This is a genomic window from Micromonospora sp. CNZ322 (genome assembly GCF_007827755.1).
In genome coordinates this window covers 38,328-51,801 of record NZ_VITD01000011.1, presented here as the reverse complement: position 1 = coordinate 51,801, position 13,474 = coordinate 38,328, and the positions used below count along the sequence as shown (strand labels likewise).

Below are 13,474 nucleotides of genomic sequence, written 5' to 3'. Positions count from 1 at the left end.
CGGCTATGTGGTGGGGCCGCTGCAGCACGAGGTCTAGGAACTCGCAATCGAAAACCCCCGGTTCAACCAGGCGTACGGATGGTCGCTGTCCACTCTCGCCAGGAAACGCGCCAGGCTCCGATCCCCGGTGAACGCCGTGCGCCCATGCAGGAAGCGGTGATTGTGTAAGAGGTAACCGTCACCTGCGCCTAAGTGCCGGGATCGGGCCGCTGCAGTGATCAGTCGACGAAGATCGGCTACGAGATCCGTATGCCCGTCGGTGCTGTGCGGGTGGGCGATCCGGTCGTCGCGGTAGCGGATGCGGGCGTATCCGGGGGTGAAGCCGATGACGGGTGGGCCGGGGTGGCCGGTCGTCGTCCTCAGCCGCAGACTAGCGATCGCGGTATCCTCGGCCCAATGTCGGAGCATCGTCAACACCTGAGCGCCGTCCACCAGGGTTGCGCTTCCTCCGGCTCTCGCCGGGGCGAGCATGAGCGTGGCGAGCACACTGGGTTGCTGCACGTGCAAGCTGCGATCGGTGTGCGGTGACAGGGGCAGATCGGTGAAGCCGGCTTCGTTGTCGGCAACGTCGGGACGAGCACGCGGCGTGATGAAAGTGAATCCCTCTACTAGCTGATGAGGATGGTCAACGGGGACTGTCCAGCCGTGGAGAAGCGCCCCGACCTCCGCAACAGACCCCTGCTGGATCAGGACGACGCCATCGCGGGCGAGAGTGCCGGGCAACAATTCCGGGCGCACCTCGACCTTGCTGCCCACCTGCACCAACAGCATCCGCCCCGCCCACCTACCTGCAGCCGGTCCTCAGGCTCGTCCCATTCGACAGCCACCGGAAGCTACGACCGGCGCGGATGCCCGTGTAATTCCCGTACCCCACTCTGACCAACGTATCGACAGTTGCTAGAGGTCGGCTCAGCCGTATGTCCACTTCAGATTCTGCGCGCCATTCTCGCTTCTGGGAATCGCACAATGACGATGTCGGCTCGGTGAACATCGGCCGCGTAAGCGGCTCAGGTCAATCAACCGCCAGACCGGAACATCTCCTGACCCGCACCGTGGCGGCCACCGACCTGCTTTCCGCCGGGACCATCGCCTCCGCCAGTGGCTATGCCATGCCCCGGCACGTCGCCTTGGACGCAGGACGGTGCGCCGTTCGGTCCATAGACACGCTCGGCCACTGCTGGCAGGGTCCGATCGTGACGTTCCGGCTACCTGAAGCGCTCCAGACATCCGACGATGCTGCCGCCATTGCCCTGTTGAAGCGTTACTACGGTGACCCGCACCTCAGCATCGGCTGCGCCGACGGCGCACACTTCGACACTTGGGCAACCGGTAGCGACCCCATGCACTTCACGGCCGATGACCTGATTGCGATCAAGTTCCTCTCCGTCGAGGCACCGAAGACAGCGGTACGGGCATTGCTGCGTGACCGCGCGGACGAGTTCTCGGGTCTGCTCGTCGACCTCGGCCCCGACCGTGACCTGACCAACGAGGACAAACTCCCCGGCCACACCTGGGCTGGCTGGCGGATCATGGATGCGCTCCGCTCCATCCCGGGCGTCGGTACGACCATCGCGTCGAAGCTACTGGCGCGGAAGCGGCCGCGCCTGCGTCCCATCTGGGACTCGGTGGTCGCTGCCGTGACGGACACGGTGCCAGCCCAGTGGGAGCCGTTGCGCGTGGCACTGCGCGCCGATGATCTCGCGTTGCACCGACGGCTACTGCGCCTACGCGACGCGGCCCATCTTCCGGCGGAGGTCAGCGCGTTGCGCATCCTCGACGTGATCGCGTGGCGCGAAGGTAAGGATCGCGACCTGTAGGACGGAGAACCATGCAGGTCGTTCACTGGATCTACCCGACGAACGAGAAGAGCAACTACTACCTCGACACCAGGAACGGAGACACCGAGGTCTCACCGCAGCAGCTGCTCAACGACATCCAGCAGAGTCGCAGCGAGGTTGATCGGTGGGTCTTGGGGACCGGCTTCCGTCAGATGCGTCCTGGTGACGCCATCTGGGTGTACGCATCGACCCCCTACCAGTACATCTGCGGACTTGCTCAGGCCATCGACATCGACTTCGACGGCGACTTCTGGCACGCATCGCTGGTCTGGAACCTTGATGCTACGCAGCGCCTGATGCGCGACCCGATCCCACGGTCGGCGTTCGGCCAGATCGCGCAGAGGGCAGCCGTCCGAGCGAACCAGCACACCGCAGAGGCGCTTGACGGCTGGCTGACGACCCAGCGCATGGCGCTTCCCGATCTGGACTCCGAGCCAAGCCCTGGGGAAGACACCCGGCTCCGTACTCTGCGGGCAATCGTCCAACGGCAAGGGCAGCACGCTTTTCGGCAACGTCTGCTCGGCGCCTACGGCGGGCGGTGCGCCGTGACGGGTGAGCGGGCCGTGGAAGTCCTAGAGGCGGCGCACATCGACGGGTACATGGGATCGCACAGCAACCTGATCACCAACGGACTACTTCTTCGCGCAGACCTGCACACGCTCTTCGATCTACATCTCATCGGCGTCAACCAGGAGAGCAAACTCGTCATCTCCGAAGGCCTCGCCGGCTCGTCCTATGCAAAGCTCCACGGCAAGCGCCTCAGCCTTCCCTCTCGGGCTCAAGACCAACCCTCAAAGCGCCGCCTCGCCGCACACCTACACCTGATCGGCCGGCACGGGCGCGACAGCCGGACCGAACGGTAGAACGGACTGCTGCCCGTCATGTCGCTGCTGTCACGTGATCCGCGCACGGCGCCACTGTTTGCCGAATCAGGCTGCCAGGATTCCGACAGCCACTACGTCCTAGACGCGATCGGCCAGGCCACATCGGTGAAAGCCCTGGCACGAGGTCGACAGGGTGCCGATCCTTTGGTCGTGGTGGTGACCGAAGGCCAGGTGCAGGTGGTTTCAGTCGGCTTCCGTGCCAACCTCGGACACGCCTTCCGAGGTGCGGGACCGGTCCAGCTCAAGGCGTCCACCGAGTCACTGACGCTCGCCGTCGATCAGGAGCCATTAGGGGTCTACCGATCCCTGGTACTGCACGGGTCCCAAGGCGAGCTTCACATCCACCATGTGCCCGCCCGCGCCGCCGAACGTCTGCAGCGTGCCCTGCCCCTCACTCAGAGGCCTCATTCCGGGCCGGAAGCCGGTCGGCGCGGTGGCTTTGTGCCACCGGCAGGCCAGTCCGGCCGTGACCCCACCGGCCAGCCGGACCAACCGTCGTTCGGCCCTACGGCGACAGATTGGAGAGAGGCCGAGCAGCTCGCGGTGTGGCACCTTCGACATCTTGGCTACCACGATGCCCGCCCGACCCAAGCCGGCGCTGATGCCGGCGTCGACGTGCAGGCCGTAGGTGTCGTCGCACAAGTGAAGCACTGGACCCAGCCGGTGGGGCAGCCTCCGCTTCGTGACCTGTTTGGGGTAGCGCAGGCTGCGGGCGCACAACCTGTGTTCTACAGCCACTACGGCTACACGGTCGCCGCGCTGGAATGGGCAATGGCGACAAGGATGGCGCTGTTCAGCTACTCCACCGACGGGCAGGTCGTGGGGCAGAACAGTGCCGCACACGATCTGGAGCGAGCCGCGCGACCGGCCGCTGGTAAGAGGCTGGGCTTCTTCGCGCAGGCGCGCGCCGACCGGTACCGACAGGAGCAGAAGAAACTACGCCGCGAGATCGAGCGGCTGACGGCGCTGATGCAGAAGCGCACCCAGTCCAGACGGCCCGCAGCCCGGCAGGCCGCTGGTGCTGCTGCGCCCCTTCTCATCGGAGCAAGCCGCACGCTCGACGCTGGTGACGTCCTCCCACCCGCCGACCGGCGGCGGGAAGACACGTACAAGGTGGTGCGGGACGCCCTGAGCCAGGTGAGGCGGATGCTGTGACGGCGCTATCAGGTTCAGAGCTCCGCTCCGACCACAGGGAGACGACAACGCTGCGGCCCGCGGGTACGCCACACCTCGGCAACGCGGGGAGCCGGAAGCACCGGTGCAGCCAGCCCTGCTCGAGCCGGATCTGCCGTGGACGTCGAGCACCGCCAAGACACTGCGGTTGCACGACGGCCTGCACGCCGAGGGCACCCGCTACCACGCGCCACTACCCGGCGGCCGGACGTTGGAGGTGTTTCGAGGCGTGGAGAGCAACCTGCGAGGTCTTCTCACTGGGCCGAGGCGGCACCGTCCTCGTCGTACGCGCCGCTGACGGGTAGCACTGAAGCCGCCGCACCGGGCACGCGCTGCCAGCATGATTTGGTGCAGTTCGTCTTTTGTACGGGTCAGTCGTTCCAGGGCATCGAGATCAGTCATCGCCCAATAGGCTCTGCCTCCTCATTCAAAACGAGGAGGAACTGGATGTCCACAGCACGGGGGACTGCCGTCATCACGGCGACCTTGGTAGCAATTACTGCAATGTCGAGCGGCCCGGCGGTGGCGGCCGATCCGCCTCAGTTGACGAACCAGCAGATCGCGGCCATGTCACCCGCCGAGCAGGGCCTTCTGCTTCAGCCATTGCGGGAGATCGCGAATGCGGCCGGGGCGGTCGGGGCCGCCTCTCACAGCGACGTCTTCTCAGGTCTCGAGTTGGACGGGACGACCGGAACGGTAAAGATCTATCTGACGAATCTCGGTGCGGCGAAGGGCTTCCTTGCTGCGGTGAGGAAGACCGATCCGACGATCGAGGCCGACCGGATCGAGCTGAAGCAGGGGCGTCACACTCTCAGCGAGTTGAAGTCGGCGGGTGAACGACTCATCAGCGAGCAGCAGCGTACGGACCTGTCGATCGAGAGCGTGGCGGTCCCCGCCGACGGCAGTGGCCTGACGGTTCGTGCCCGGGATGTCGTACGCGCTGCGGAGGCGTTGACGCCATCTGCCGTCGCCCGGCGGCCCGTCGCTGACCTCGTCGGCGTTCCTACCGTCATCGAGCCGGCTTCCGCTATGACCGACGCTTCGCGACGACGCGATACCCCGCAGTGGATCTCCGGCGCGGCCCTGAGCAAATCGGGAACAACGCAGAGCAACGGGTACGACTGCACATCTGGGCTGCCCGCGCGCCGAAAGTCCGACGGACGATCATTCCTCATCACGGCCGGGCACTGCTTCGCCAACAGCGTGACGATCTACACCGGCTGGGAGAGCGGTGGACGCAACAAGATCGGAGTTACCACCACCCGTTCCGACTATTACGACGCGGTGGCAATCGACACCTCCTCCACGGGCACGACAGCGAGCCGGACGTGGGACGGAAAGTCGGGCAACTACACGGTCAACGACGTGACCAGCTCCGCTCTCTCCTACACCGGAGACTGGGTCTGCCAGACGGGCTACACCTCTGGTGTCGTGTGCGGCATCCAGGTGACCACCAGTTGGCTCACCTGGGTGGGGTCCAATGGCATCACCCACGGGGGCGTCGAGGCCCTGCAGCGCGACGGCATCACGGCGTGCCGGCCCGGCGACAGCGGGGGACTTGTGTTCAACGTCAGTGCCAACGTTCGTCAGGCTCGTGGGATCGTCAGCCAGTGTGGCGGCACGAAGGCGAGGTGGACGGAGGCACCGGCCATCTTCAACATCCTTGGCATGTCACTCGCACCCTGACTCTTGCACGGACGCTCTCCCCGCAGCCCCGACTACAGGGCCTGCGGGGAGAGCGTCGTTTCAGCCCGGCAGTGCTGCCTTCGCCACCAGCGAGGCGACAGTGGGCGGGAGCGGAACGCCGAGAATCAGCTCCTGTCCGCGGTCTTCGACCGGGCCGAGCACCACCGCGACCTCGTAGCGATCAGGTGTGGCCCAGATCTCGGACCAGGTCAGGGACGGGCACAACATCTCTCGCGGGCCGAGCTGCTGTTCGTGAGGTTTGCCGGGAGCGAGATCGAACCCATCTCGGATAGCGTCGACGCCCTGGCCGCTGGTGGCGCCCGGCTTGTTGACCATCGGCCCTCCGCCGACAATGACGCCGTCCTTCAGGTAGAGCACCTGAAGGAGTGATGGCGGACTGGAGGCCACGTGGACCGCCCGCGTGGCGGCGAATGTCACAGTTATTGCGGGACCCGAGTCGTCACTCACCTTGGCTACCGAGGACACCTCTGCCGTGAGGATGCCTCCCGGAGTTGAACCGGGGTGGTCGTAGCGGTCACCGCAGACGTACACCGCAGGCTCCTTCTCGGTGGTGGCGGTGGGCCCGGTGGGAGTCGACGGCCCCGGCGTTGCGCCCGTACCGGTGATTGGATCACCGCCCCCGACGACGCCGGCCGCGGCGACCGCCACCAGCGAGACCACCATGATCGAAGCCGCGCCGGCGCCGGCCGCCAGGAGGTTGCGCCGTCGCCGGACGCGTGCGCGCAGGTGATCGGTGGCGAACGACGGCGGAGCGGCCTGGTCTGCCAGGGTTGCCAGACGGTCCCGCCAAAGACGGTCATCGGACGGCACTGTCGTCCTCCCTCGTGTCGTCGTGCAGCAGCCCGGCCAGGCGGCGTCTCGCGTCGTGCAGATAGCGTTTCACCGTGCCGGCGGCGCAGCCGAGTTGCGCGGCGATTTCCGGAATGGGCAGATCAACGTGGTAATAGAGGACGACACACGCCCGTTGTTGTGGGGTGAGCGCCAGGAGCGCCGCCTTGAGATCTTGTCGGGCATCGACGGCACATGAGTCGTCGTCGACCCGGTCCGGCGCCACCGCGAACGGCATGACCCGCCGCCACACGCCGCGCCGGCGGACCCGGTCGAGGTAGAGGTTGAGTACTGCCTTGCGTACGTACTGCTCGGGGTTGTCGATCTCGTCGCTTCGCGGCCGGGTGAACGCCCGGACCAACGCGTCCTGCACCAGGTCTTCGGCGTCGCTGTCATTGCCGCACAGCAGGTAGGCGTAGCGCTTCAACGCCGCGCCTCTGGTGCTGACGAGATCCGTCAGCACCTGCTCCCAACCGGCCACAACAGGGTCCCCTCGGTGTTGTCCTCAGTATCTTGGACGAACCAGGGGCCGCTCCGGTTGGGGCATGAAGCCGCTCAGGCGTCGAGAGCATCGCCCCGCCGGCCGTCGAGGTGGTGGCGGTGGCTTGTTCGGTCGGGAGGAACGAGTCAGGCCGACACAAATTAGCCTGGCTATGTCGTCAGCCGGCGCTCACGCCAGCGCTGGATGGTCCGCTTGTAGGGGTCGGGCATGTGCAGCTGGGGCACCTCGTCGTACGTGAACACCCTGAGCTCCTTGTGCTCGGCGGAGTAGACGAGGGCCTCGTCGCCGACGTAGGTGGCGCCGAAGCTCACGATGAACACGTGCCGGATCGGCGTGATCACCTAGACCCAGGAGTCGATGATGTCGACCTCGGTGATGGTCAGCCCGAGCTCCTCGGCGACTTCCCGGCGGACGCCGTCCTCAGGTGTCTCACCCACGTCGGGCTTCCCGCCGGGCAGCTCCCATTCGTCGCGCTCGTTGCGCAACAGCGGCACATTGCCGTGGTGATCGATGACGAGCTTGACCGAGATCGGTAGCTGGTATTCGACGTAGCCCGGGTTTCTCTCGACCAGGTACGGCGGTACCGAAAACGACGCTGATCGCGCGGGACGCCACGAGCATGAGACGGAGGCCCTCGACGCCGCTGCTCTGGCTGGCGATGTTGCTGGCCGTGGCGATGACCGCCACCACGGCCACCGCGTCGAGACCGGCCCAGACCTGCTCGTACGCGGCCACCTCCGACTCCCGATCGAGGTATAACTCCCCGGTCAGCAAGTCGCGGTAGACCCAGCAGGGGTCGCGAAGCTTTGTAACTTCCTCAGTCTGATCCGCCTTTACGTCGGTTCCTGACCCCGAACGGAAGACAGCGGCGGCCTCGGTAGACGAGCCGGGGCCGCCGCCATCGTCGACGTCAGCTGTATCAGCCCGTCTTCGTGCAGGTGAGGACCACCAGCTCGTCCAGCGCGACCTTGGCACCTGCCTTCTGGGACTGCTTCTTCACTGTCCAGTTCTCCGGCAGGATCACCAGCGTGTCGGACTCGTCCTGGCTGCCAAGCTTGATGTTGGTGATGCCGAGCCGCTTGAGTTTGTCCTGGGCGATGGCCGCATTGGACCCGACCAGGTTCGGCATGATCACGGTAGTCGGCGCGGGCGGCGGCGTCGCCTGCGTGGTGGCCGGGGCAGTAGTGGGCGCGGTCGTCGTCGGGGCGACGGTGATTGGGGCGGCGCTGACTTCCGAGACGGCCGGCACGGAAGCCTTCGGCTCGGCGGTGGCCTTGTCGTCACTGTTGCTGCCGATCGATCCCACACCGACTCCGCAGCAGAACAGAACGAGGGCACCGACGATGAGGCCGATGATCATTCCCTTGCCCAGCTTGGGCTTCACGGAGGCAACCGCCTGCGAGGGCTGGAAGCCGCCGGCGTGCTCGGGCTGCGGCGTGTTGGGGGTCACGGGGTTGGTCACTCGGTATGTCTCCTGATCTCTGTACACGGTTCGCGCCGACGCAAGATCCCTGATCGGCGTTGGGGCAGAGTACGGCAGAGATTTGCCGATCTTGCGGATGACCTCCAGAGGGCCGAACGGCCTGGTTGCGCCTCATGCAGACGGTGGCTTGCCCAGCGCTCAGGGACGCATCCCCAACGGGTCGTTTGCCGTGCCTCAGCAACCTCTGACTACGGGCGGCAAGGGGACACCCACGTGTCGACCGACAGTGCCATCATGTCCCAGTCGTCGCAGTCGAATGGAGATCCTCGATGAGCACTGTCACCGACCCGCTCGTCGACGGCACAACCCCGATGAGCGCGTACGAAGGACAGGTGTGGGAGAGGCTCAACGAGCACTGGCAGCGCCGCAACAACCGCCGTAGTCTGCCGAACTGGGCGAGTGCTGCGCTCGATCGCTCTGGTGACGTCGCGCGACAAGTCGCGAGCCGGACCACCAGAGCTGTGCCGGAGGGGATCAAGGAGCCGGTCCGTCGCGGGGGCGACGCGGTTGCCAGCATGGCCCTGCGACCGGCGGCCGAAGCCGCGGCAGCGCTACTTGAGCTGATCAACGCCTGGGCCCTGGAGCTCAATGACCCGAAGGGCGTCGAGAAGGTCGCGCGCAAGCGTGGCCTCGAACTCGGCAGTTTCGCTGAGCTGCGGCAGCAGGACCTCAGGGTGTGCGACCGGCTCCTGACCCGCAACACACTCAGGTGGCGGACCGCCGGCGCCGTCGAAGGTGGCGCCATGGGCCTGCTCGCCATGGTCCCCGTCGCCGGGATCCCCGCCGCGATGACCGCGGACATCCTCGTCATCCAGGTCCTGAGCGCGTCAATCGCGTCGCGCATCGCGTACTCCTACGGCTACGACGCTAAAGATCCCGCCGAGCAGCTCTTCATCGAACGCCTGGTACACCGGTCCTTCATGGCACAGGCGGCCAAGGTGGGGCCGCTGCGCGAGACCGCACGAGCGGCCAGCGCGATCAAGGGACGCGTGAGATGGTCTGAAAAGCTCCGCGCGGACCATCGCCTCGTGGCCGCCCTTGAGAAGTTGCTGCAGCACGTGGGCCCGGCCGGTGCCAAGGTTCCCGTGCAAAACGTCGCCAAGGTCGTGCCATTTGTGGGTGTCCTCATCGGTGCCGGGATGAATTCCGCAGTCCTCGGCAGCGTGGCCGCCGACGCCCAGCGATACTGCCAGACCCGATTTCTGTGCGACAAGTATGAGCTGCCGCTGCCGGCCGCATTGGCCACCTACCGGGACGCCGACGGCCCCGAGGCCGACGCCACGTAATCCCGTCCACTTCGGACAACGCACCGCGTTGGCAGGCCAGAAGGAGGCATCCCCTGCGACATTTGGCCGCTAACTGGCAGAAGTTCAATGTGACGGTACGCAATTTGCACTATTGGGATTTCGCTCAGCTTAAAGCCGTCAAGCCAGATAGACGACAGGTTGGTTCTTCGACCACCAACTAATCTGCTCTCATCGGTCCACACAAGGCGGTTAGCGCGAAGGAGAATGTCTATGTTCATCGTGGCGACGCAGGACCCGAACACACGCGGCAATTCTGAAGGACCCGATTCGGGTGCGGCTGCGTGGGGCGCGCTCCTGCCCATCGACGCCGGGCTCACTCAGGCCGAGGCGGATCGGCAGTTGGCCACCTACCTGGCCGGGGTGCAGGCGGGCGAGCCGCTGTGCATCCGCGCGCACGGCAACGACGAGGAGATCGGCGACGCCGAAGCCGGCGCCAAGGACTGGGGCTGGACCTACAAGAAGCTGGCCAAGATGCTGGCCACCCACCTGACCGCCAAACCGAGCGTCGTCCTCATTCGGTCGTGCGCCGAAGAGGTGACCAACTTCCCCACTCAGATGGCGGTCCGCTTGGAGTCGAACTGGCCGGGCGCGAACCACCTCGACGGGGTCGTCATCTACGGCTACAACACGTCTGTCAACATCAGCACGCCCGTCCCCTCGCCGCAGCAGCTGACCAAGAACGTCCAGGTCCAGCCGGTCATCGTCTCGTTGTAACCCGCAGCTACGCCTAGCAATTCATCCCGTACGCCGACTTCTCTCGGTATTTCGGGCTGCCCACCTAGCGAACTGACGCAATCGCAGGACATTGACACTCTGAGATTCCTCGATCACCCTGGGTGCCTGGCTCATGCAGTGCGTCAGCACCGGGGGTGGCCGTGGAGATTGATTCGCTCGTGAAATCCCTGAGCTACCCATCGCTGCTGGCACTCAATTCCTCCGCTCAGCTCGTTGACGACGTACGGCAGTACGCCACGACGCACGCCAAGAAGCGCGAGGCGTACTGGCACCACAAGACGTTGACCCCGGTGGACGTCGGCACGGGCGGCATGCGGACCACGCCCGCGCATGTGTTACACGAGCTGGGGGTGGCCACTACCCTGTTGACCGCGTCGCCGCTGTCGCAGGTGGCTCGGCACTGGGCCGCCGTCCGCTACTGCGCCACGCTGACCAAGAACGGTGGGCGTCTCGCTCTGACGCCCGATGCCAACGAGGTCGTCTACCACCACAAGGTGACCCAGTCCGAGCAGTTGGGCATCGGCCTGGCGCTCGTGGTCGCAAAGAACCTGCTTCGCCGGCAGTATCGGGGTTGGACGTTCCACGCGGTCGACGCGGAGGTGGCGTTGAAGGCGGGTTTCGTGGACGGCGGCGGCGCGGTGGAGTCCGTCTCGCGGACCAAGATGCGGCCGGACTACATCCTGCTTGGCCATCACGCCACGAAGACCCACAGGCGGATGAAGATCGTGATCCTGGAGTGCAAGGGCACTCACGGGCCGCCGAGCTTCATCCACGGGCAGCTCGCCCGAGCCGCCGTACAGGTAAAGGCGCTGGCGGTGGGCGGGCACCACCCGCCGTCGCTGATGGTCGCCTCGCACCTCACCCAGGCCGGGATCACCGCGTACGTGCTCGATCCACCCGGGGATGACGAGTTGTGGTCCGGTGATGACGAGGAACTGGACGGCCTGTTGAGCACTAGCCCCGAGGACCAGTTCTGGCGATCCCGCACGGCCATCCCTGACGAGACGGAAGCGAGACAGGCGCCGACCGTCGTACCAGCCCCGACCGACGAGACCATCGCCGAGCCGGACCTGGCCGAGGAGCTGCCGCCCGGCGCACCCCAGGTCTTCGACATACCCGAGCAACAACGCCCCTGGTTCACACAGATCCTGACCCGAGCCGTGGCGGCCACCGCCCTGCTCTTCGCCGGAAACAGCGAAGCCGCCAGCGGCTATGCCACGCCACGCCAGCGCGGAACGGACGATGCCGCCCTCCAGCCGGCGCTGTTCAACCTGGACCCGGCATGGGCGACGAGCAGCGCCGCGACGTTCGAGCTGCCCAACGGGCTCTCCGCGGAGGGCACCCGGCACCGCGCGCCCCTGGGCCGGGGCCGGGTGCTGGAGGTCTTCCGAGGCGTGGAGAGCCGCCTCTACCGCGAGCTGGCCGACGGCCGGGTCGGCGCCTACCTCAGGGATGCCCCGATTTTCTTTGGCAGGCGAGCGGCGCTGCCGGCCGACGGCAGCGTGTACTCGTTCGGGCGGGATGGCACCGTTCTGGTCGTCCGGGTCCTGGACAGCGGCGGATGAGGCGGGCCATCCGGCGCACCGGACACCCTGCCGCAAGCATCAGAAGGTACGAGTGGCAGCTTGGGCCGCTCAACTGGGACGCACCGCTGCGCGCCCATTACTGCCTCTGACCGCAACGTCTGCCTCGACGGGGTCGGGCACCAGGTGCTGAGTGTGGTCATGTGCCTCGCCCAACACCATTCCACCCTCGACAGTACGCCGATTAGACGCGCGTGGAAATTGCGCGTTCATGGCCACTGTCGAGGGTGTCTTGTATGGTCAGACGCGTAATCGCTTTGCGTCACAGCACCCAATCACATTGATTCTCGGCGGCAACGGCCGCGCGTTTCACCGATGGCGTTCGGATGTAACAAAATGCAACGTGGAGAGGACGGGAGCCGATGGCCGACGACATGGGATCGACAGTGCCGCGACGACAGCTCGGGCGGGCGCTGCGCGAGCTGCGCACCGAGGCGCGGATGACGCTGGACGGCGCGGCCGAGGCGATGCAGTGCAGCCGGCAGAAGATGTGGCGCATCGAAGCCGGCCTCGGCCCGGTCCGCGCCCTCGACGTCAAGGCCATGTGCGAGCTGTACGGGGCCACGCCCGTCCTGGCTGGCGCCCTCTCCGCCCTAGCCAACGAAACCAAGGCCAAGGGCTGGTGGCACTCGTACGGCCTGGCAATCCCGGATTGGTTCGAGATGTACGTCGGCCTGGAGTCGGTTGCATCGAAGCTGCGCGGCTACGACGAGTCCCTGGTGCCCGGCCTGCTTCAGGTGCCCGCCTACACCCAGGGCGTCTATCAAAACCGCCGCGACATGAGTGAGGAGGAGTTCGAGCAGGTCCTCGCGGTTCGGCGACAGCGGAAGGCGCTCCTGACTCGAAGGTTGCCGAAAGCTCCAACCCTCTACTCAGTCCTCTCCGAAGCGGTGCTACTTCGTAACATCGGCGGGCGGGTAGCGATGACCGAGCAGCTCAAGCATCTGTTGGAGCTGACTGAGTTGCCGAACGTCTCCATCCGAGTGCTGCCCCTATCCGTCGGGCCGCACTACGGCGCACTCGCCGGAACCTTCATGATGCTGGACTTTCCGCTCCGCAACCGGGTGGTCCCTGAGCCGTCGGTCGTGTACTGCGAGTCGTTGACCGGCGCGCTCTACCTCGACCGACCTGCCGAGATCGCGTCCTACGAAGGAGTTTGGTCCAGCCTCGATTCCCTGGCCCTCGATGGAGGACAATCGAGGCAACTGATCAACAAGATCGTTGGAGAGATCCAGAATGGCTGAGCTAAACGGCGCCGTGTGGCGCAAGAGCACCCGCAGCGGTGACAACAACGGCGCGTGCGTCGAGGTTGCCGACAACCTGCCCGGCGTTGTCGCCGTGCGCGACAGCAAGGACCCGACCGGGCCTGCCCTCACCTTCTCCCCCACCGCCTGGACCAGCTTCGTCCGGGTCACCAAGTCTGGACACTGATCC

At 66.0% G+C, this 13,474-nt stretch carries 15 protein-coding genes; 9 read left to right on the top strand and 6 right to left on the bottom strand.

The genetic code is table 11. The annotated features are described in order from the left end of the window. Positions 1 to 33 precede the first annotated feature (33 nt). On the bottom strand, positions 34 to 771 hold the full coding sequence (locus FB453_RS23885) for a TauD/TfdA family dioxygenase (protein ID WP_145793575.1): 738 nt from the start codon (positions 769 to 771) through the stop codon (positions 34 to 36). Between the two features lie 146 nt (positions 772 to 917). On the opposite strand from FB453_RS23885, the gene FB453_RS23880 reads away from it, so the two are divergent. The 4 genes from FB453_RS23880 (at position 918) to FB453_RS23865 (ending at position 5,581) form a co-directional block, all read left to right on the top strand. Next, positions 918 to 1,817, top strand: a complete 900-nt coding sequence (locus FB453_RS23880; protein ID WP_222431395.1) for a DUF6308 family protein — start codon at positions 918 to 920, stop codon at positions 1,815 to 1,817. Between the two features lie 11 nt (positions 1,818 to 1,828). Next, positions 1,829 to 2,701 carry an HNH endonuclease gene (locus FB453_RS23875; protein ID WP_145793573.1) on the top strand — a complete coding sequence of 291 codons (873 nt, stop codon included), beginning with the start codon at positions 1,829 to 1,831 and terminating at the stop codon, positions 2,699 to 2,701. A gap of 18 nt (positions 2,702 to 2,719) precedes the next feature. Then, positions 2,720 to 3,877, top strand: coding sequence for a restriction endonuclease (locus FB453_RS23870; protein WP_145793571.1), 1,158 nt, complete (start codon positions 2,720 to 2,722; stop codon positions 3,875 to 3,877). A 465-nt stretch (positions 3,878 to 4,342) separates the two neighbouring features. Beyond that, entirely contained in the window at positions 4,343 to 5,581 is a 1,239-nt protein-coding gene (locus FB453_RS23865) for a S1 family serine peptidase (RefSeq protein ID WP_145793568.1), read from the top strand. 60 nt (positions 5,582 to 5,641) lie between these two features. Here FB453_RS23865 and FB453_RS34340 read toward each other — a convergent pair whose 3' ends face one another. The 5 genes from FB453_RS34340 to FB453_RS23845 all read right to left on the bottom strand — a co-directional run bounded on the left by FB453_RS34340 (position 5,642) and on the right by FB453_RS23845 (position 8,394). Then, a complete protein-coding gene (locus FB453_RS34340; protein WP_186718482.1) occupies positions 5,642 to 6,412 on the bottom strand; it encodes a hypothetical protein in 771 nt (256 codons plus the stop codon). Beyond that, on the bottom strand, positions 6,399 to 6,893 hold the full coding sequence (locus FB453_RS23855; protein ID WP_486480419.1) for an RNA polymerase sigma factor: 495 nt from the start codon (positions 6,891 to 6,893) through the stop codon (positions 6,399 to 6,401). The genes FB453_RS34340 and FB453_RS23855 overlap by 14 nt, the downstream gene beginning before the upstream one ends. 188 nt (positions 6,894 to 7,081) lie before the next feature. Beyond that, entirely contained in the window at positions 7,082 to 7,273 is a 192-nt protein-coding gene (locus FB453_RS34635; RefSeq protein WP_222431394.1) for a hypothetical protein, read from the bottom strand. After that, positions 7,274 to 7,426, bottom strand: a complete 153-nt coding sequence (locus FB453_RS34630; RefSeq protein WP_486480409.1) for an NUDIX hydrolase — start codon at positions 7,424 to 7,426, stop codon at positions 7,274 to 7,276. A gap of 425 nt (positions 7,427 to 7,851) precedes the next feature. Then, entirely contained in the window at positions 7,852 to 8,394 is a 543-nt protein-coding gene (locus tag FB453_RS23845; RefSeq protein WP_145793560.1) for a PASTA domain-containing protein, read from the bottom strand. A 290-nt stretch (positions 8,395 to 8,684) separates the two neighbouring features. Between FB453_RS23845 and FB453_RS23840 the strand changes: the two genes are divergently transcribed. From FB453_RS23840 to FB453_RS23820, 5 genes are all read left to right on the top strand, one after another. Beyond that, positions 8,685 to 9,701: an EcsC family protein gene (locus FB453_RS23840; RefSeq protein ID WP_145793557.1), complete on the top strand. Its 1,017-nt coding sequence runs from the start codon at positions 8,685 to 8,687 to the stop codon at positions 9,699 to 9,701. Between the two features lie 231 nt (positions 9,702 to 9,932). Beyond that, entirely contained in the window at positions 9,933 to 10,436 is a 504-nt protein-coding gene (locus tag FB453_RS23835; protein WP_145793555.1) for a hypothetical protein, read from the top strand. A gap of 179 nt (positions 10,437 to 10,615) precedes the next feature. Beyond that, positions 10,616 to 12,022, top strand: a complete 1,407-nt coding sequence (locus FB453_RS23830; protein WP_145793552.1) for a hypothetical protein — start codon at positions 10,616 to 10,618, stop codon at positions 12,020 to 12,022. A gap of 380 nt (positions 12,023 to 12,402) precedes the next feature. Beyond that, a complete protein-coding gene (locus FB453_RS23825; RefSeq protein ID WP_145793550.1) occupies positions 12,403 to 13,284 on the top strand; it encodes a Scr1 family TA system antitoxin-like transcriptional regulator in 882 nt (293 codons plus the stop codon). Continuing rightward, positions 13,277 to 13,471, top strand: a complete 195-nt coding sequence (locus FB453_RS23820) for a DUF397 domain-containing protein (RefSeq protein ID WP_145793547.1) — start codon at positions 13,277 to 13,279, stop codon at positions 13,469 to 13,471. Before FB453_RS23825 ends, FB453_RS23820 begins: the two co-directional genes overlap by 8 nt. The last annotated feature ends 3 nt before the right edge of the window (positions 13,472 to 13,474 follow it).